We start from the raw sequence: 19,825 nt of genomic DNA on the forward strand, positions 1-19,825 counted from the left end.
CGACCAGAAGGCTGGATGTGAACTTTTTCCTAGCGATTCCCAGTGCAGTAAGCCACCCCTAATGTTGCTGCAAATTGCTCCTGGCTCAGTGCGGTTAACTGCCTCAGTTGACGAATCAGCTGGCTAAGTTCTGGTTGCTTAAGCACAGTTGCCTCTTTCAGTACGAAAGTTTGAGCCGGAACTGAACAAATTTAGAGACAGTATAGCATATACTATATCTGAATTATCCGTGAGTTAGAGGTTGTATTTATCTATATAGGTTATCTATATAGGTAGCCAAGCCTGAAAATAAATATCCGCAGGTTCCTACGTGAGGGTAGCGGATATTTATGAGTTCCGACGTAAAGACACCGATATGAGTTTCCCGTGTCTCTAGCGAAATGGTTTTTGTGAAGTGGGATAGCAGAAGTTATGCACAAAAGCGGGTTGTAATCCGCTTCATCGCCTCTTCGACATTCTCCCGACTATTAAATGCGGAAATTCGGAAATAACCTTCACCTGCTGCACCAAAGCCAGATCCTGGTGTACCCACAACATTGCAACTATGCAGCAATTTGTCGAAGAAGTCCCAACTCGAAAGACCATTGGGTGTTTTCACCCAGACATAAGGTGCATTTACACCACCGTAGACAGCTAATCCTGCTGCTGTTAGTTGCTCGCGAATGATTTTAGCGTTTTCTAGGTAAAAACTAATCAGGGCTTTGGTTTGCGTTTGTCCGTTTTCAGAATAAACTGCCTCAGCTCCGCGTTGTACGATGTAGGACACACCATTAAACTTAGTAGATTGGCGGCGATTCCAGAGTTTCCACAGTTCCACATCGGAACCATCAGCAGCTTTAGCTGTGAGATTCTTGGGTACAACAGTCAATGCACACCGCGTACCAGTAAATCCAGCATTTTTAGAAAAAGAACGGAATTCGATCGCACAATCTCTTGCTCCCTCAATTTCATAGATAGAGTGGGGAATTTCTGAATCAGTAATATAGGCTTCGTAAGCAGCATCAAAGAAAATGATTGAACCATTCGCCCTTGCATAGTCTACCCAGGCATTGAGATGTTCTTTAGTAGCAACTGCACCGGTGGGATTATTGGGGAAGCAGAGGTAAATTAAATCAACTTTCTGTGAGGGGATAGTAGCGGTGAAGTTATTTTCTGCTGTGATTGGCAGATAAACTAAACCTTCATACTCGCCTTTATCGTTAGAATTGCCTGTATTTCCCGCCATAACATTAGTATCTACATATACCGGATATACAGGGTCAGTGACGGCAATAGTATTATTTTTGCCAAAGATTTCAAGAATATTTCCTGTGTCACACTTAGATCCATCAGACACAAAAATTTCCGATGCATCAATTTCGCACCCCCGCGCTTGGAAGTCGTGTGTAGCTATTTTTTCTCGTAGCCAAGCGTAACCTTGTTCCGGGCCATAGCCTTTGAAAGTGGCGCGATCGCCCATTTCTTCTACAGCCTTAATCATCGCAGTGCGGCAAGCTTCTGGCAATGGTTCGGTGACGTCACCAATACCTAACCTGATAATTTTGGCATCTGGGTTAGCTTCTGCGAAAGCGTTGACACGACGCGCAATTTCAGGAAACAGATAACCAGCTTTCAGCTTGAGGTAGTTGTCGTTAATCGTAGCCATAGTTGGGAATTTTTATAAATGCTCTAAATAAACCAGCTTACTGCTATGTGCGATATCTTGGTTGAGTTGCGATCGCCAATATTAGTTTTCATCATCTGTGTAGGCGAAGCGTCACTGTAGATACTTTACGAAATTCTCTGACGCCAAGCAGTTACTGATTGAAACTAAACCGACCGTTGACCTTTTTACCGACCACATTCGCAGTAACTTTCACTTGATACTGACCAGTAGTTTTTTCAGCAAGTGTAGCCGTGTAGTGTTTGCCTTTGGCATCATAAATGAGAGGGATTGTTTTGTGTTGTCCATCGGGTAGCTGAACTTCAGCCGTTACTTTTGCGTTAGATACTGTTTCATGGTTGTCACCTTTTAGTAGGTATAAATCCATGTGAGTTGCACTTGCTTCTTTTTCCGGAACAAATTCTAAATGATAAGTTCCTGTCTCTACAACTTGACCACCTTTAGATGCACCATGTTCATTGTTTGTTTTAGCAGCAGGTGAAGCAGAAGTAGTTGCCGAGCCAGAACTGGAGTTAGAGGTTACTGAAGTATTATTATCTGTACTAGCAGTTTGATTGTTATGACTACAAGCAGCTAAAAAAAATAATCCGACACTTACTACAAGTACAAAACTAAGATTCAGATATTTATAACTAGTCTTCATTTTTAACGAATGGTGTTTATACAAGAGTGTTGCTGATTTGAGAGCAATTATAGTGAGAATGGTAATATTTAGTATTTCAAATAAAAATGAAATTGAAATAAAATTTGTCAAATAGTTATATAGTTATATTTAGTCAAGATGAGCATTCACTGAAGTTTCAATGATTTGACATACAAAAACCAGCTTGTTACAAAAAACAATCACCCTTGAATTGCCAGTGTCCCCATCATCCCCAAATCTTCATGGTCGAGAATATGGCAATGATAAACAGTTCTACCAGCGAAATTGCGGAAAGGAACGCGAATGCGGATTGTTTCACCTCTGGGTACTAAAACTGTATCTTTCCAAGCGGGATAAGGTTCTGGCTGACCATTGCGACTAATGATTTGAAAATGATTAACGTGGAGATGGAAGGGATGATCCATTACCCCTGTATTGACAATTTCCCAGTCTTCTACTGTGTTTAATTTGACTTGGGTATCAATGCGTTCATGCTGGTAGGACTGACCGTTAATTAGAAAGACCATACCCATACCAGGAGCCATACCATGATTAAGTTCAAAGCGACGCACTTGCCTTGGTTCGGGTAAAGCTGGTATTTTCAATAGTTTTTTAGGTAAAGAAGCGGGTTTTATAGCCGAACCGTAATTAATAGTTGCTAAAACTGTAGATGTGTCATCATTTCTGCCCATCATACCTCTTGTGCCCATCATACCCATTCCCATCGCGCCGCGATCGTAAGGTAGATTGAGCAAGCGATATTTTCCTGGTTTTTGATCTGCTTTAATCAGCACTTCTGCTCGTTGTCCTGGTGTTAGCAGCAATTCACTAATTTCTACAGGTTCGGTTAATGCCCCTCCTTCAGTCGCAATCAAGTAAAAAGGATGATTTTCCAGTGACAACCGATAGAAGCGGGAGGTGGAAGCATTGAGAATTCGCCATCTTACCATTCCTTTTGCCGGAAATGAGAAAGAGGGGTTAGGATCACCGTTAATGGTAATTACATCTCCTTCACGTCCGGTCATAATTGACATATGTGCTGAAGACATTAACCTTCCTTCACCATCAACAGCAAAATCTTGCAGCACCAAAAATTCTTCTTTGGCGGCTTTAATTTCGGGAATTTCATCCAATTCCCCCCGCACTATCAATAAACCAGCCAATCCCCCAAACAATTGTTCCGCCACAAAGCCGTGGCGATGGGGATGATACCAAAACGTCCCAGCACAATGGTTAGAAGGAATAGTAAATTCGTAGTTTAAACTTTCTCCTGGCTCAATGCTTAAAAAGACATTATCAGCATTACCCGTAGGTGGAATGTGTAGTCCGTGGTAGTGGAGGTTAGTTGGTTGAGAAAGATTGTTAGTAAAATGAATGCGGACGGTATCTCCTGGTTTTGCTTCCAGGCGTGGTGCGGGTATTTGTCCGTTGTAAGTTAATAAATATGCTTGTTTGTCACCCAATTTTACAGCACGGTTACTAGCTTCGAGGTTAATTTCTAATAATCCATTATTACTTTTATGCAACTTAGGCAAGTCAATTGCTGGTTTTGCTGATAACTGAGAAGTACTAACTCTTTCCCATATCCAACTAGCAGCTACAGCCGTTCCAGCACCAGCCGCAGCCAGGGTGATAAACTGACGGCGATTTATGTTTTTCATAATTCATGGTTTGTTATAATTTGAGATTTTTACTCCTCACTTTTTTTCAAAATTAGTAATTTTGATACTCTTTAAAAACTTCTACTTCACCTTTTTTATCAAACGCTAAAATTGCAAACGGCTGTTTTCTATTGCCTGATTCCATTCCTGGCGTTCCTAAAGGCATTCCCGGTACAGATAAACCTGCCAACTTGGGTTTTTGTTTGAGAAAACGTTTAATATCATCGGCGGGTATGTGTCCTTCCATTACATAACCGTCAATAATTGCTGTGTGACACGATGCTAAATCTTGAGGCAAGTTGTACTTTTGCTTAATTGCCTCCATTCCATCAGTTTTAATATCTTCTTTGATTGTAAACCCGTGCTTTTGCATATGTTTAATCCACTCTCCACATCAACCACAAGACGGACTGCGATAAACTGTGATTTCTTGATTTCCTGAGTAAGGTTCTGTTTCTTTGTCCCAGATGCTTGTGGTGGAAATTAATGGAGAATTGCTGACTAATGTTTGTGGATTATTGTCTAAATTAGCATTTCCTTTGCTTAACAGAGCTACTGTTGCATAAGTAGTAGCTACTACTCCAGTAGTAATAATGACTGATACTAAAGGGCGGGATATTTTATTCATCGAATTAAATAAACGTTTTTCATCATCAAAATCCCAAACTAATTTTTGATTACTAATGATGAGTTAATTTAGTTCATGGTTCCAAAACACTTCTTCTATTTTAGACTCTCTGGTTAGATGGAGAGTCAACTAAAATTACTACTAATTATTGTGATGTCTATTACTGAGTATATCAGGCACAATTTGAAAATATATTTTAATTTTAAAACATTACTTCACAGTTTTTTGAGCAAGCATATCAAAATGAAATCAGGATGAAATTTAACATATGTATAAGTAAGAAAATTAAAAATTTTCTTTTATTCCCATAGTTAGAAGCACTGTTTTGAAGTATTTTTCTATTCTTCTAAATAAGAAAGTACAAATCCTAAACATAGGAGTGTATATGCCTTTAGTTCATCATGAATATCAATCTAGCTTTGATGTCCAGTAAGGCAAGCGACTTTCTGCCACCTCACTTCATTGTTCTACCGGCTTCACTGTAATTCGTCATGGCACATCGCAACCATAGAACACCTGTTGACTCTGTTACAGAACATCAGCAACATCACTACCCTAAAGAACATCAACCAGGACATTTGGAACACGGTGGACACGCTGGACATGGTAAACACGCTGGACACAGCCCGGAAATTTTCAAACGTCGCTTTTTTATCTGCCTGGTTCTGACTTTACCAATCTTATATTTTTCCACCCAATTACAAGAATGGTTGAATTACGAAGCGATCGCCTTTCCTGGTTCGGGGTGGATTAACCCGGTTTTAGCAATCATCATCTATTTCTATGGCGGTTGGGTATTTTTAAAAGGTGCTTGGAACGAACTGCACAGCAAAATCGGGATGATGACCTTGATTGCACTGGCAATCACAGTAGCATTTGTCTATAGCTTGGCAGTTTCTCTGGGTTTACGGGGGATGCCTTTTTATTGGGAATTAGCAACCCTAGTAGATATCATGTTGCTGGGACATTGGGTAGAAATGGCGTCAGTTCAAGGTGCTAGTCGGGCTTTGGAAAATTTAGCACAATTAGTACCTTCTCAAGCTCATCGCTTTACTAACGGTAAAGTTGAGGATGTGCCAGTTAACGACATTCAAGCAGAAGATATTATCTTAATTCGTCCGGGCGAACAGGTTCCCAATGATGGGATTGTCATTGAGGGAGACACCAATATTAATGAATCTTTTCTTACAGGTGAATCTCGTCCTGTTCCTAAACATGAAGGTGATGAAGTCGTAGCTGGTTCGGTTAACGGTGAAGGTTCGGTAAAAGTTAAAGTTACTCGTATTGGTGGTGACACGACAATTAATCAGATTATGCGCTTGGTAGAAGAGGCGCAGGGTTCAAGAAGTAGATATCAAGTTTTAGCAGACCGCACAGCTTACTGGTTAACTATCATTGCGATCGCTGCTGGTAGTCTCACTTTCTTTGTTTGGCTGTTTTTTAGCGATTTACTCTTTGCTGTCAACCGTACTGTTACCGTATTAGTTATCACTTGTCCCCACGCCCTTGGTTTAGCGATTCCTTTGGTAATTGCCAACTCTACTGGTTTAGCTGCTAAAAACGGCATTTTGGTAAGAAACCGAGATGCTTTAGAACGGGCAAAAGATATTAAAAATATGGCGTTCGATAAAACTGGAACTCTGACAGAAGGACGCTTTGCAGTTCAAAGAGTTGTTAGCGACTCTATTGCAGAAGAACAAGCCTTAGCAATAGCCGCAGCTTTGGAAACTTCTTCCGAACACCCGTTAGCTAAAGCAGTGGTGGAAGCCGCCGAACGCCGCCAACTGCATTTACCCCAAATGAGCGATTTTAAGACAGTAACGGGTCGGGGTGTGGAGGGGAAAGTTAACGGTGAAACTTACCAAATCGGTCGTCCGGAATGGGTGGAAGAACAAAATCTGAATTTACCATCATCTCTACGTCAAGGACTAAATACAGCAGACGAACGCGGAGAAAGTGCGGTAGTTTTAATGACTTCTAAAAGTGCTGTTGCCGTAATTTCAATGGCTGACCAAGTGCGAGAACGGGCGCGAGAAGCGGTAAAGAAGTTAAAGGAAAAAAATATTCAAGTAATCATGATTACTGGAGATGCGGAAGCTGTAGCCCGGACTGTTGCCGAGGATTTAGGTATTGATCGTTATTATGCCCGCGTTTTGCCAGAAGACAAGGTTAATATTATCAAACAATTGAAACAAGAAGGTGCAACAGCTTTTGTTGGCGATGGAATTAACGATGCAGCTGCACTTTTAGAAGCTAATATTGGGATTGCGATCGGTGCAGGAACTAATGTGGCAATTGAATCTGCGGACTTAGTGTTGATTGAAGATGATCCTTTAGATGCGGTTAAAGCCCTCAATCTAGCACAAAAAACTTACAGCAAAATGATTCAAAATTTGGCATGGGCAACAGGTTACAACGTAATTGCCATCCCCCTGGCTGCTGGTGTGCTTTATACCTGGGGATTTTTGCTTTCGCCAGCAGTGGGGGCGTTGTTAATGAGTTTATCAACTGTGATTGTGGCAATTAACGCTGTGATGTTGCGACGAGCGAAGTTGGCTTAGTTTTAAACGCAAAGGGACGCTGAGGGAAACGCAAAGGTACGCAGAGTCTAAGATGACGCTCGAAGCAAAGGATTGTCAGGATTACTATCTTCAAAATAGATAGATATAAATTGCGAGTGATTCTTGTAAAGATGCGATCGCTCACATATCTAAAATTCTTTACTCTCGATTTTTAAGTACAAAAAGTCGGGATCTCGTTATTTAAGGCATTTCGCGCTGAATTCTTTTCTATGCTCAGTGTGATGATCGGCATGGGTTATGTGATGAGAAGGATAACTCCCTTTGTTGTTGGCGAACAACCACCCCCTTATACATATGCGTTCTGGGGGTTTGCAAGTCTGGGATTAATTGTTGGCATGATTGCAACAATTCCTACTAATTACATTATGGTCAAAATTGGATGGAAACATAGGATGTCTTAATTGGAAACAGATTAGTTGTTGTCTGGTTATTTCGTTTGGTTTAGTTAGTACCTCTGTAGTATTCGGTGAGACAGCAGCCGTGTCATCTTCTCCACAAGTAGTAAGTGCAAATGCAGAGATTCTCCAAAAGGGAATAGTTAAAAATATGCGCAATGCTGCTGAGGCGATCGCTACTAAGGGAAAGCGCAAGCAAGCAATGTTAGCGATTGACGAAGCCCGTCGTGTTGCTAAAGTCGGAATGTATGCCCAATCGGGTAACGGCAACTTTGCAAAAGCGGAAAAAGCCTTGGAAGAGGTACGGCACTCGATCCAAAATGGTAAGCCGAAAGAAGCTTCTATACAATTAAAAGCGGCTTTACAAGTACTGAATGAAGCACCTATATCCCAAAACTTTGCTGTCTCTAAATCAACACAAGGCTATGAAGGGGCAACACTTATTAATGCACGCGGTCAGATTTTGGGAGAGTTGGAATCTACTACAGGTGAAGTTTTACGCGCCCGGATTGGTGACTGGCAAAATACTTTAGGCTTTATCGATTTTGGTGGAACACCTGTTGCCATTCCACGAAACAAACTCGTTTTTGGCAAAAAACAAACCCTTGGGTATGTTTTTGTGGTTTTAGCAGAGGAAATAAACCAAGAGGAGGCGATCAAGCGATACGGCCGCCAATAATTACTTGGTATTGATGACAACATTATTACGAAAATATAAATAACATAGGACATCGCGATGAGTTATGATTACGACCTTTTTGTGATTGGTGCAGGGCCAGGAGGTGTTGCAGCTGCCGAACGTGCTGCTAAATATGGGGCGCGAGTAGCGATCGCCGAACGAGATCAAGTGGGTGGAACCTGTGTAGTGCATGGTTGCATACCCGAAAAATTGATGACCTATGCAGCGAGTTTCTCCAAGTTTTTTCGCAATGCTGACGAATATGGCTGGGGTAAGGTACAAACCAACTTTGACTGGCAACAATTTATGGCAGCCAGAAATCATGATATCAATCATCTCTCACAGGTACACACCGAGCATCTGCGAGAAGCTGGAGCAAAACTATTCACAGAAAATGCCCGATTATTAGATGCTCATACTATAGACCTTGGCGATCGCCAATACACTGCTGAAAAAATATTGTTGGCGGTGGGTGGCAAAGCCACCAAACCAGGTATTCCCGGAATTGAATATGCAATTACTACCCGCGAATTACTCACACTTAAGCAGCAACCAGATCATTTAGCAATTGTGGGCAGTAACCATATTGCCGTCAAGCTAGCGGGGATTATGAACGGACTAATATCGAAGGTGACTTTAGTTGTAGCCGAAGATAACATTCTACCCGTCAAAGATGAAGACTTGCGGAATATGATTCAAGCAGAAATTAGCGATTTAGGAGTGAGAATCTGTCCCAACAGTCAGGTTGACAAAATAGCTAAGGCAGACAAATGTTTAAATTTAACTTTGTCCTGTGACGATCGCCCTGTAGAAGTCGAAAGTATCGTGTTACCACTCCAATACTGCTCCAACTCCCTTTTGTTGTTCAACACTTGACATTTGTTTTGGCATTAACAACTTACCGAACTTAGCGTATAAAGCAGGTAACACTATTAATGTTAAGGCTGTCGAGGTAAATAATCCCCCCAGTACCACCACCGCTAGAGGTTGCAAAATTTCCTTACCCGCACCCGTACCAATGACTAGAGGAACCATTCCCAAAGCGGAGGTCAAAGCTGTCATTAAAATAGCTACTAAGCGTTCCATCGATCCCTGAAAAATTACTTCCTTTAAAGTCATTCCCTGTGCCAGCTTATTGTTGTAATTATCTACCAGTAGCAAGCCGTTGCGTGTTGCTACGCCAAAAAGGGTAATAAAGCCTACCAAGGAAGCTACAGAAATTATCCCACCTCCCAAAGCAATGGAAAAGATTCCGCCAACCACTGCCAGAGGTAAATTAATCATAATCATCAGCATCGCCGCGACAGATTTAACAGCAAAGTACATTAATATACCAATAACAACAATTGCCAGTCCTCCAAATACTAGTAAATTCTGAGTAGCTCGTTGTTCTGATTCAAACTGACCGCCGTATTGAATAAAGTAACCTGTGGGTAGTTGTACTGAATTTTTGACTTGAGTTTGAATTTCATCTATCACAGAACCTAAATCTCGTCCTGATAGGTTTGCAGACACAACAATCAGGCGAGAAACATTTTCGCGGTTAATTGTATTGGGGCCAGTTCCATAATCTATACTGGCGACTTGCGCCAGAGGAATTTTTTGACCTGTGGGAGTATCTACTAGTAAATTACGAATAATATCTAAATTATTACGAGCATCTTCTTTTAACCAAACCACCAAATCAAATAGTTGTTGGTCTTTAAGAACCTGAGATACTACTCTTCCATTGAAAGCAGTTTCTACTATCTCACTCAGATTACCTACAGTTAAGCCATAACGAGCTGCTGCTTCACGGTTAAATTGAATTTGTAATTGTTTAATCGGGACTTGGGGTTCGAGTTGTAAGTCTACAAGTCCAGGAATGTTACTTACTGCTGCTTGAACTTGGGAACCTAAACGGCGTAGTTCTTCCAAATCAGGGCCGAAAATTTTGATAGCGATCGCACTTCTTACCCCAGATAATACTTCATCCATGCGGTGAGAAATAAACCCGCCGATATTGGGCGCAGCACCGGGTATCTTCGCAAATTCGGCTCGCAGTTTTTCAATACTTCCTTTTCTATCTTTCAATCCCTCTGCACTCAGTTCTACATCCAAATGTCCCAAGTTAACCCCACCTGCATCTGCATCCCCAGGCGCACGTCCGGATCTTAACTGCACTGATTTAAATCGTTTATCATTTTTGAGAGCATCCTGCATCGCAAATCCAACTTGATTAGTTGCTTCTAGAGAACTTCCTGGATACAGAAGCACTGCGTTGACTAAAGATGGTTCTTGAAACTCCGGCAAAAATACTCGTCCCAAACTTGGCAGAATAACTAAAGATGCCACTAAAGATGCTGCTGCCACTGCTAAGATAATTGTCGGGAACCGCATCGAAAAATTCAGAATCTGTCGATAAAGTCGCTGTGAGAAAGCACTTACCCAAGTATCATCTGCTGGTAATCGTCTGTTCGCCAACAAAATCGCACACAAAGCCGGGGAAAGGGTCATTGCTACTAAAGTAGAAGCAAAAATTGACACTAAGTAAGCAATCCCCATCGGTGCAAATATCCGACCTTCCACGCCTGTCAGTGAAAAAATGGGTGCGAAGACGACGGCAATAATTACGGTAGAGAAAATTACACTAACTCTGACTTCTACAGAGGTATCATACACAACTTTCAAAGGATGCACAGGAGTTCCCGCTAGTTGATTCTTTCGCAAACCCCGGTAGGCATTTTCCATATCGACAATAGAATCATCCACTACCGAACCAATGGCGACAGCTAAACCTCCTAATGTCATAGTATTGATACCTTGACCAAATAAGGCCAAAATCATCATCCCAATCAAAACTGATAAAGGAATGGCACTCAGGGTAATCACTGCGGTACGCCAGTTCATTAAAAATATTAGCAGGATAATCGAAACGATGATGATACCATCACGTAGAGAACTGGTCACATTTGCGATCGCGGCATCGATAAAATTATTCTGGCGGAAGGTTTCGATAACTTTGACATCTTTGGGTAAGCCAGCTTTGACTTCCTCCATTGCTCTTTCGATCGCTCTGGTGACGGTCGGGGTATCATATTGGGGTTGCTTGTTAACCATCACTGCGATCGCTCTTTGACCGTTTAAACTGCCATCTCCACGCTTGAGGGCTGCACCAATTCGCACATCTGCCACATCTTTGAGTAAAATTGGCGTACCATTGCGAGCTGTAATTGCCGAATTTCCCAATTGTTCAATTGAATCTATGCGTCCGACTCCGCGAATAACTATTTCTTGGTCGGGATTAATTAAAAAGCCACCTGCAGCATTGACATTTGCACCTCTTGCTGCTGCTGTGACTTCTTCTAAAGTGACATTAAAAGCCTTAAGCTTGGCTGGATCGACTAAAACCTGATATTGACGAACATCACCACCATAGGCAATCACCTGAGAAACACCCGGTACAGCTAGCAGTCGATTGGTAATATCTCGATCAACCAAACGCCGCACTTCCATCATCGGAGTTGTTTCGGTAGTTAAGGCATATTGCAGAACTGTACCAATAGGTGAAGAAATTGGAGAAATTTGTGGATTTTCCACACCTTCTGGTAATTTCTGCACAGTTTGTTGCAATCGTTCTGTGACTAATTGCCGTGCTTGATAAACATTAGTACCCCATTTAAAAATTACTTTTACAACAGAAATACCAACAGCCGAGGAAGAACGCACAGTTTCTACTCCCGGCGTACCATTGACTGCGCTTTCGATTGGTAAAGTAATGAGAGATTCGACTTCTTCGGGAGCGAGTCCTGGGGTTTCGGTTTGAATTTCTACTTGGGGTGGGGCAAAATCAGGAAAAACATCTAGAGGCATCTGGGTGAGGTTATACACACCCAAAAAAGTGACAACAATTGCCCCCAGCACAACTATCCAGCGTTGGACAATCGACCACTTGAGAATCGCGTTTAGCATATTTGATTAAATTTAGGGCAATTAATTTAGTTAAGATTTTGGAAAATGAGTATCTTCATGCTCATTTCCATCGGTGGTCGAAGCAGATAAGGCTGGCGATTTAGAATTATTGTGATAATTTTCTGTTTGAGCAGCGGGTGTATCTAACTCCGACGAACTACCTACTAGCACTAGCTGACGTGACTTGCTGCGACGACTTGTGATGTAAACACCAGCCATGAAAGCTAAAGTAGCAGTCACAGCTACTCCACCTGCTCCTAACAGCCATAGCAAGTATGGTGTTTTAGGCTCTGTTATTGTCTGTGCAGGAGTTTCTCTCGCTTCTTCTTGTTTTGGTTTGCTACCCCCTCGCAGAGATTGTGCATAAAGTTGAGTAGCACGCTGGGTAACAATCATATCTCCCTCGAATAAGCCACTGTTAACCTCAATCATGTCCCCAGAAGTTTGTCCTAAAGTAACTTCTACAGGTTGGTAAGCATTACCATTTTGCAAATACACAACTTTTCTACCATTCGCGTCAACTACTGCTGAAGTGGGAATAGCCAAACTAGGTGCTGAGGTTTGGTCTGTCAGGACTTCTAGTTCTGCAAACATCCCTGGTTTAAGGATTCCGCCTGAGTTATTTATTTGGGCTTTTACAGGTACTACCCGCGTTTCGCCTTCTACCACAGACCCAATTACGGCAATTTTTCCTGTAAAAGTGCGCTTAGGTACAGAAGCAACTTTGACACTTACCTGTTGACCTGTCTTAACTTTGCCTAAATCTTTTTCATAAATATTAGCTGTGGCAAACAGTCGGCTATCGTTGACAATCGTCATCAATTTGCCGCCAGCATCATTAAATGTTTGACCAATAGTTACTTCTCTATCAGCAATTTTACCGGAGATGGGAGCGCCTACTGTTACTAGTCCCTTAGCGTTGGCACTGTTTCCTAGTTGAGCAAGTCGAGTTTGATAATTAGTATTACTGCGATGAATATTTGATTTTGCTAGTTGAACTGCGGCTTGAGCGCGTTTGAGTTGATTTTCTGCCTCAATCACGTTTCGACGGCTCTTGGCTTTGGTTAGTTCTGCTTTAGCTTGAGCTAGTTGGGTTTGAGATTCTAAAGCATTACGACGGGGTAAAGCACCAGCATCAGCTAACTGCTTGTCTTTGTCGTACTTTTCTTGGGCAAAGTCAACTTGAGTTTGTGCTTGAGCAATTTCAGAGTCAGCTATTTGTTGATAGCGATCGTAGTTTTGTTGAGCCAGCCTCAAGTCTGCTTGTGCTTGCTGTAAATCAGCTTGAGCTTGTGCTAATTTTTCCTGAGACTCCACCCGCAATGTTACCAAATCAGGGCTAGTAACAACGGCAACGGGTTGACCTTTTGTTACCCTTGCACCAGGTTCCACCAGCAATTCAACCACCTTCGCCCCAGATATTGGGGTAGTCACTTCCACTTTTTGGCTAGGAAGAGTTTCAATTTGTCCAGTGGTTTTAATTCCTACAGCTAGTCGCTGGCGTTTGACTGGCTCGACTTTAATTCCCAACCGTTTGGCTGTCTGTGCATCAACTTGAATTGAGTCAGTAGTTTGAGTGGTTTGGTTTGGACCTTGAAATTCGTCTGCGTGTCCGCCATGACCTAGAACTACTGCGGGAGTTACCAGTAATATCAAGCTGAGGAGTGTACCAGAAACACTACCAATTGCTACAAGTGGCTTGAAATAGGAGTTGGGCATGGTGCTTCAAGTCCTTGAGTTCTGGGGGAAGGAAATTGCATATCGTGTTTTTGTTATTAGTGCGTGTTAGATATACACACATTTTTTAGTCTTTCATGTAGAAATGAAATTAGGATGAAATGGCACTTAAACTACTTCTTAAATCAAGAAACACACAGCTTAAATTTTCAAGTTTGATTTGTAAAAAATCTGTAATAATTATTTATGTGTCTTGGTTAAATAAATTAACATAGGATAACTTTTCGCTGATGACGGTAATCTATCCTGAAGCAGAACAAGGAACTGTCATTGAGAATTTACAAATTGTTAGGGGCCCGTATCTGCAACAAGGTACTTCCTCTAGCATTATTATCCGTTGGGCTACTAATGCTCCTGTTCAAGGGGTGGTGTGGTACGGTACAGATCCTGACAGACTTTGTTTCCAACACCAACAAACAACGATTACATCCGACCACATAGTCAAACTCAGTGGACTCACAAAAGACACGAAATATTACTACGCAATTGGAACAGTAGCAGGAATACAGATAGGAGGAACTGAAGATTACTTTTTTGTAACTGCGCCATCACAAGAGTCAGTATCTGTTGGACTCCGAACAATGCGAATTTGGGTTTTAGGGGATGCGGGACGCGGAAATGATGTGGCTGCATCTGTGCGGGATGGATATTTGAAATTTATACAGACGCGCCATACTGATTTATGGCTAATGCTTGGTGATAATGCTTATGACACTGGCACTTATGAGGAGTATCAGCGAGGGATATTTGATATGTATCCCCAACTCCTACGCAGTAGTGTTTTGTGGACTGCTATCGGTAATCATGATGCTGGGTGCGCTAATTCACAGTTGCAAACAGGGCCATATTATGAACTGTTTACTCTACCAACTCGTGGGGAAGCAGGTGGTGTGCCATCTTTGAGTGCAGCCTATTACTCATTCGATTATGGCAACATCCACTTTATTTGTCTTGACTCCTATGGTAGCGATCGCTCTAGTTCTGGGAGAATGTTGAGTTGGTTAGCAGATGATTTAACAGCATCTAATCAGGATTGGAAGGTTGCTTTTTGGCATCACCCCCCATACACAAAAGGATCACACGATTCTGATACTGAGATTGAGTTAATTGAAATGAGAGAGCTTGTCCTTCCTATTTTGGAAGAGGCGAATGTAGACATGGTACTATGCGGTCACAGCCACTCCTATGAACGTTCCTACCTGATTAACGGGCATTATGGAAGTTCGGATTCTTTTGATGAACAAATGAAAAAAGATGCTGGTAGTGGGCGAGAAGACGAATCTGGAGTTTATCAAAAACCTCTTTTAGCTTCCCATGCGGGAACAGTATATATTGTTGCAGGCACTTCGGCTTTGGCTGATCATGTATCACCGCATCCGGCAATGTATACTTCACTCAGCATTCCTGGGTCGCTTGTATTGGATGTACAAGGTAAAAGGCTTGATGTCAAATTTATTGATTGCCATGGCCAAGTAAACGATTACTTCACTATTAAAAAGCAATAACGTAATAAGTCATTGTATGAAACTACCCTGAGGGAAAAAACCACCTTGGTGTAATCGAATCACAACTAACCGCTCACCAAAATATTTGTTATGATAAATTATACGTAGTCGTTATGAGTTTGTTTATCTTAGCCATCATGACTAACCCAAATGTAGAAAACGTGGTAATCATAGGTTCTGGCCCAGCAGGCTACACAGCTGCTATTTACGCAGGACGTGCCAACCTGAAACCAATTGTATTTGAGGGCTTCCAAGCCGGGGGTTTGCCTGGTGGACAGTTGATGACAACAACGGAAGTAGAAAACTTTCCTGGCTTTCCCAAAGGGATTACTGGGCCAGAACTGATGGACTTGATGAAGGCTCAAGCGGAACGTTGGGGTGCTGAGCTATATACAGAAGACGTGATTGAAGTAGATTTGAGTCAGCGTCCATTTACAGTCCGCTCAGAGGAACGGGAATTTAAAACCCATAGTTTAATTATTGCCACAGGTGCAACAGCTAGGCGTTTGGGTTTAGCCAATGAGCATCTATTTTGGAGCCGGGGTATTTCTGCTTGTGCCATTTGCGATGGCGCTACGCCAATTTTTCACGGGGCTGAATTAGCTGTGGTGGGTGGTGGCGACTCAGCAGCAGAGGAGGCTATTTATCTAACTAAATATGGTTCTAAGGTAAATTTGCTTGTACGCTCGGAAAAGATGCGAGCTTCTAAAGCTATGCAAGACCGAGTTTTGAGTAACCCCAAAATCCATGTTCATTGGAACACTGAACCTGTAGATGTGTTCGGTAACGGTCACATGGAAGGAGTGACGATTCGTAACAACAAGACTGGGGAAGAAAGCCAACTACACGTCAAGGGTTTATTTTACGCCATTGGTCACACTCCCAACACCTCTTTATTTAAAGGACAAATAGAACTTGATGAGGTGGGTTACATAGTCACTAAACCTGGCTCACCAGAAACAAGTTTAGAAGGTGTTTTTGCTGCTGGTGACGTGCAGGATCATGAATATCGCCAAGCCATTACCGCAGCAGGTAGTGGTTGTATGGCAGCGATGTTAGCAGAACGGTGGTTATCTGCCAATGGCTTAATTCAGGAGTTTCATCAAGTCTCACAAACTCCAGATAATGAATTAGAGCCTCAGCCTACCTCTAACCGTACTCCTACTGACGATGAATTTGATCTAAATGCAACACGTCATCAGGGAAGTTATTCTCTGCGGAAGCTTTTCCACGAAAGCGATCGCCTGATTGTTGTCAAATACGTCGCCCCTGGTTGCGGCCCTTGCCATACTCTAAAACCCATACTTAATAAAGTAGTAGATGAATTTGACGGCAAAATTCACTTTGTGGAAATTGATATCGACAAAGATCGAGAAATTGCTGAAAACGCGGGCATTAGTGGAACTCCTACAATTCAGTTCTTTAAGAATAAGGAACTGTTAAAAGAAGTCAAGGGCGTGAAGCAAAAGAGTGAGTATCGCCAGTTGATTGAGAGTTATTTGTAGCTGTAAACTCTGGCCAAAAGAGATATTGGATGATTACGAACACCGATAAACACCGATGAACACAGATAAATCATCGGTGTCTATCTGTGTGCATCTGTGTTCGCTTTCCCAAAACTATTGGACTATTGGTTATAAATCCCAGCCACAACAAAAATCAATATAATCACGAACACCGATGTAGACGCGCTCATAGGCTTAAGGCAAGGTACACCGATGAACACAGATAAATCATCGGTGTTCATCGGTGTGCATCTGTGTTCGATTAATAAAACAGAAATGAAGGTGCGTTACACTTCATTAACGCACCCCACTTTATGCTTGACAAAATTGCCCTCAAACCCCAACACTCATAACTCAAATCTGAAATTTGCAGACGCGTCATGGTGCGTCTTCCCCAAACCTATGACTGTTGTAAAAACTCAACTGCCAAGATTTTTAAATTTTGCTAAAAGTCCTAACCTCTCCCAAAAATTAATGGTTGTGGGTTTAGTGATTACCATCTTCTTTATATTTTTAGCGTTATTTGCTCCTGTATTTCAGGCTTGGGGATGGCTACAAGATCCCACAGATTTCTTGAGTAACCCCATTCATAGCCCACCGTCAGCCAAGCATTGGTTTGGTACTAGTCGCCTTGGTTATGATGTTTTCTCACGTACAATATTTGGCATCCAAGCAGCGTTGCAAGTAGTTTTGCTAGCAACAGCCCTAAGTATGGTTGTGGGTGTGCCATTGGGAATGGTGAGTGGCTATATTGGGGGTAAATTAGATAAAACCTTGCTGTTTTTGATGGATAGCATCTACACTTTACCAGGATTATTACTTTCGGTAACACTAGCGTTTGTAGTGGGACGGGGAATTTTGAATGCAGCGATCGCAATTAGTATTGCTTACATTCCCCAATATTACCGTGTTGTCCGTAATCATACTGTGAGTGTCAAAACAGAAGTATATATCGAAGCCGCCCAAGCGATCGGTGCTAATACCTGGCAAGTCCTTTCTCGCTACCTCTTTTTCAACGTCATTCAAAGCGTACCCGTGCTATTTACCCTCAACGCCGCCGATGCAATTTTGGTCTTAGGTGGTTTGGGATTTTTAGGTTTAGGATTACCCGAAGAAGTACCAGAATGGGGACGCGACTTAAAGCAAGCTTTGGAAGCCCTACCCACAGGCATTTGGTGGACTACCCTTTTCCCTGGCTTAGGTTTAACACTCATGGTTGTAGGGTTATCACTACTTGGTGAAGGGTTAAACGAATTTATCAATCCGCGTTTGCGGAAAGAAAATGGAATCCGGAAATAATGATTGGTTGTTTGTTGTTTGTTAGTAGTTAATGGTTAGTGGTTAGTGGTGAAAAAACAACTACTAACTACTAACTACTATTGTACAGACGCGAGGAACATCGCGTCTCTACTAACTACTAACCACTAACAATTATCATTTGATTCGATTTGCTATTCTGGATATTTGTTGTAGTTTTTAGCGAGAGATTTGTGTGAACGATAAACTTTCTTTAGTTGCTGCCACGGCTGGTGGTTTTATGCTTTCCGTTGCTTTGGCTGGTATTTTACGAGGTGCGCCAGTTACATCTTGGCAGGTACAAGCAAATGTGGGTTCAACTCCAGTTATGTATGTAACTCGAACTACACCATATGCAAGTGAAATCATTCAAAAACATAAGTAAGTCAGCACAAATAAAACTAATTAGTTGGGGTCGTCATTTGTCCTTTGTCATTGGTCATTAGTAAGGGATTTAGGTATGTTTACTTTTTGTAACATAGTTATATTTATTTCCGTCGACTTACTTAGTAACTACAGATAGCTGTTGGTTGTTGTTCGTCGATTGCTATTTGGACAACTAACCACTAACTACTAACCACTGTACAGACGCGATTAATCACGTCTCTACCCACTAACTACTAACCAAAAAAGTGTGGTGACACCAGAAGTAATTGGTATTGACTTGGGGGGAACGGCAATTAAGCTGGGACGGTTTACAGCTGATGGCACTTGCCTAAAATCCTTAACTGTAGCAACTCCCCAACCAGCAACTCCAGAAGCAGTGATAGCAACAATGGTAGATGCGATCGCCCAATTAGATCCACTCAGCCAGGCTGTTGCTATTGGTGTTGGTACTCCCGGCCCTGCGGATGCAACTAGGCGCATTGCTAAATTAGCTATTAATCTGCCAAGATGGGTTGATGTCCCTCTTGCTGATGCTTTAGAAGCGAAAATTGGCAAACCAACGATTCTCGATAATGATGCCAATTGTGCAGGTTTGGGAGAAGCTTGGCTAGGAACCGGTCGCCACTTTCAAAATTTTATCTTATTAACTTTGGGGACTGGCGTTGGTGGGGCAATTTTTATTGATAATAAATTATTTGTCGGACATTACGGTGCTGCTGGGGAATTAGGTTTAATTACATTCAACCCAGATGGAACCATGTGTAACAGTGGCAACAAAGGTTCGTTAGAACAGCATGTTTCAATTACAGCAATTCGTCGCCGCACTGGAAAAGAACCCTCACAATTAAGCGTTTTGGCACAATCTGGAGACGCCGCCGCCTTAAATTTTTGGCAAGAATACGGTAGAGATTTAGGTATTGGTTTAACAAGTTTGATTTACGTACTGACACCACAAGCGATTATTATTGGTGGGGGTGTTAGCGCTAGTGCTAAGTTTTTTTTACCAGCTGCCAAAGCAGAAATTGAGAAACGAGTCTTACCCACATCTCGCGTAGATTTACAAATTTTGCCAGCCGCATTAGGAAACTCTGCGGGAATGTTGGGTGCAGCGAGGTTGGCGTGGGGGATGGTGGGGAGGTGGGGTGATGGGGTGTAGACGCGCTCATAGGCTTCCCGTAGGGTAGGGGTGATGG

At 42.2% G+C, this 19,825-nt stretch carries 17 protein-coding genes; 9 read left to right on the plus strand and 8 right to left on the minus strand.

What is annotated here, in order from left to right; translation table 11 throughout:
• Positions 1-29: 29 nt before the first annotated feature.
• The 6 genes from RS893_RS21810 to RS893_RS30555 form a co-directional block, all read right to left on the minus strand.
• On the minus strand, positions 30-146 hold the full coding sequence (locus RS893_RS21810; protein ID WP_315787805.1) for an XRE family transcriptional regulator: 117 nt from the start codon (positions 144-146) through the stop codon (positions 30-32).
• Between the two features lie 263 nt (positions 147-409).
• A complete protein-coding gene (locus tag RS893_RS21815; RefSeq protein ID WP_315787806.1) occupies positions 410-1,645 on the minus strand; it encodes an LL-diaminopimelate aminotransferase in 1,236 nt (411 codons plus the stop codon).
• A 151-nt stretch (positions 1,646-1,796) separates the two neighbouring features.
• Entirely contained in the window at positions 1,797-2,306 is a 510-nt protein-coding gene (locus RS893_RS21820; protein ID WP_315787807.1) for a hypothetical protein, read from the minus strand.
• Positions 2,307-2,506: 200 nt separating this feature from the next.
• Positions 2,507-3,967: a multicopper oxidase family protein gene (locus RS893_RS21825; RefSeq protein ID WP_315787808.1), complete on the minus strand. Its 1,461-nt coding sequence runs from the start codon at positions 3,965-3,967 to the stop codon at positions 2,507-2,509.
• Positions 3,968-4,019: 52 nt separating this feature from the next.
• Positions 4,020-4,340, minus strand: coding sequence for a DUF411 domain-containing protein (locus tag RS893_RS30550; protein ID WP_425475830.1), 321 nt, complete (start codon positions 4,338-4,340; stop codon positions 4,020-4,022).
• 21 nt (positions 4,341-4,361) lie between these two features.
• Positions 4,362-4,595: a hypothetical protein gene (locus RS893_RS30555; protein ID WP_425475831.1), complete on the minus strand. Its 234-nt coding sequence runs from the start codon at positions 4,593-4,595 to the stop codon at positions 4,362-4,364.
• A gap of 491 nt (positions 4,596-5,086) precedes the next feature.
• Here RS893_RS30555 and RS893_RS21835 point away from each other — a divergent pair, with 491 nt between their 5' ends.
• The 4 genes from RS893_RS21835 to RS893_RS21845 all read left to right on the plus strand — a co-directional run bounded on the left by RS893_RS21835 (position 5,087) and on the right by RS893_RS21845 (position 9,127).
• Entirely contained in the window at positions 5,087-7,156 is a 2,070-nt protein-coding gene (locus RS893_RS21835; RefSeq protein ID WP_315787809.1) for a heavy metal translocating P-type ATPase, read from the plus strand.
• Between the two features lie 191 nt (positions 7,157-7,347).
• Positions 7,348-7,578, plus strand: a complete 231-nt coding sequence (locus tag RS893_RS30360; RefSeq protein WP_396336469.1) for a DUF4396 domain-containing protein — start codon at positions 7,348-7,350, stop codon at positions 7,576-7,578.
• A 79-nt stretch (positions 7,579-7,657) separates the two neighbouring features.
• Complete coding sequence (locus RS893_RS21840) at positions 7,658-8,251, plus strand: hypothetical protein (RefSeq protein WP_315787810.1); 594 nt, start codon at positions 7,658-7,660, stop codon at positions 8,249-8,251.
• A gap of 57 nt (positions 8,252-8,308) precedes the next feature.
• Entirely contained in the window at positions 8,309-9,127 is an 819-nt protein-coding gene (locus tag RS893_RS21845) for an FAD-dependent oxidoreductase (protein WP_315787811.1), read from the plus strand.
• Here the strand turns inward: RS893_RS21845 and RS893_RS21850 are convergent.
• Entirely contained in the window at positions 9,080-12,202 is a 3,123-nt protein-coding gene (locus tag RS893_RS21850; RefSeq protein WP_315787812.1) for an efflux RND transporter permease subunit, read from the minus strand. The genes RS893_RS21845 and RS893_RS21850 overlap by 48 nt on opposite strands.
• A 30-nt stretch (positions 12,203-12,232) precedes the next feature.
• Complete coding sequence (locus tag RS893_RS21855; RefSeq protein WP_315787813.1) at positions 12,233-13,921, minus strand: efflux RND transporter periplasmic adaptor subunit; 1,689 nt, start codon at positions 13,919-13,921, stop codon at positions 12,233-12,235.
• 248 nt (positions 13,922-14,169) lie between these two features.
• Here RS893_RS21855 and RS893_RS21860 point away from each other — a divergent pair, with 248 nt between their 5' ends.
• From RS893_RS21860 to RS893_RS21880, 5 genes are all read left to right on the plus strand, one after another.
• On the plus strand, positions 14,170-15,444 hold the full coding sequence (locus tag RS893_RS21860; protein WP_315787814.1) for a metallophosphoesterase family protein: 1,275 nt from the start codon (positions 14,170-14,172) through the stop codon (positions 15,442-15,444).
• 137 nt (positions 15,445-15,581) lie between these two features.
• A complete protein-coding gene (gene trxB, locus RS893_RS21865; protein WP_315792065.1) occupies positions 15,582-16,949 on the plus strand; it encodes a thioredoxin-disulfide reductase in 1,368 nt (455 codons plus the stop codon).
• A gap of 402 nt (positions 16,950-17,351) precedes the next feature.
• On the plus strand, positions 17,352-18,248 hold the full coding sequence (locus RS893_RS21870) for an ABC transporter permease (protein ID WP_315787815.1): 897 nt from the start codon (positions 17,352-17,354) through the stop codon (positions 18,246-18,248).
• Positions 18,249-18,441: 193 nt separating this feature from the next.
• Entirely contained in the window at positions 18,442-18,630 is a 189-nt protein-coding gene (locus tag RS893_RS21875) for a hypothetical protein (RefSeq protein ID WP_062245019.1), read from the plus strand.
• Positions 18,631-18,882: 252 nt separating this feature from the next.
• Positions 18,883-19,788 (plus strand): ROK family protein, encoded by a 906-nt coding sequence (locus RS893_RS21880; RefSeq protein ID WP_315792066.1) that lies wholly within the window; start codon positions 18,883-18,885, stop codon positions 19,786-19,788.
• Positions 19,789-19,825 lie beyond the last annotated feature (37 nt).

The sequence above is a fragment of the Fischerella sp. JS2 genome, from assembly GCF_032393985.1.
Classification (GTDB): domain Bacteria; phylum Cyanobacteriota; class Cyanobacteriia; order Cyanobacteriales; family Nostocaceae; genus Fischerella.

What these genes read in the sequence shown, in the direction of transcription:
- RS893_RS21815 (WP_315787806.1), bottom strand. Translation starts at nt 1,645, where the DNA reads ATGGCTACGATTAACGACAACTACCTCAAGCTGAAAGCTGGTTATCTG.
- RS893_RS21820 (WP_315787807.1), bottom strand. Translation starts at nt 2,306, where the DNA reads ATGAAGACTAGTTATAAATATCTGAATCTTAGTTTTGTACTTGTAGTA.
- RS893_RS21825 (WP_315787808.1), bottom strand. Translation starts at nt 3,967, where the DNA reads ATGAAAAACATAAATCGCCGTCAGTTTATCACCCTGGCTGCGGCTGGT.
- RS893_RS30550 (WP_425475830.1), bottom strand. Translation starts at nt 4,340, where the DNA reads ATGCAAAAGCACGGGTTTACAATCAAAGAAGATATTAAAACTGATGGA.
- RS893_RS30555 (WP_425475831.1), bottom strand. Translation starts at nt 4,595, where the DNA reads ATGAATAAAATATCCCGCCCTTTAGTATCAGTCATTATTACTACTGGA.
- RS893_RS21835 (WP_315787809.1), top strand. Translation starts at nt 5,087, where the DNA reads ATGGCACATCGCAACCATAGAACACCTGTTGACTCTGTTACAGAACAT.
- RS893_RS21845 (WP_315787811.1), top strand. Translation starts at nt 8,309, where the DNA reads ATGAGTTATGATTACGACCTTTTTGTGATTGGTGCAGGGCCAGGAGGT.
- RS893_RS21850 (WP_315787812.1), bottom strand. Translation starts at nt 12,202, where the DNA reads ATGCTAAACGCGATTCTCAAGTGGTCGATTGTCCAACGCTGGATAGTT.
- RS893_RS21855 (WP_315787813.1), bottom strand. Translation starts at nt 13,921, where the DNA reads ATGCCCAACTCCTATTTCAAGCCACTTGTAGCAATTGGTAGTGTTTCT.
- RS893_RS21860 (WP_315787814.1), top strand. Translation starts at nt 14,170, where the DNA reads ATGACGGTAATCTATCCTGAAGCAGAACAAGGAACTGTCATTGAGAAT.
- trxB (WP_315792065.1), top strand. Translation starts at nt 15,582, where the DNA reads ATGACTAACCCAAATGTAGAAAACGTGGTAATCATAGGTTCTGGCCCA.
- RS893_RS21870 (WP_315787815.1), top strand. Translation starts at nt 17,352, where the DNA reads ATGACTGTTGTAAAAACTCAACTGCCAAGATTTTTAAATTTTGCTAAA.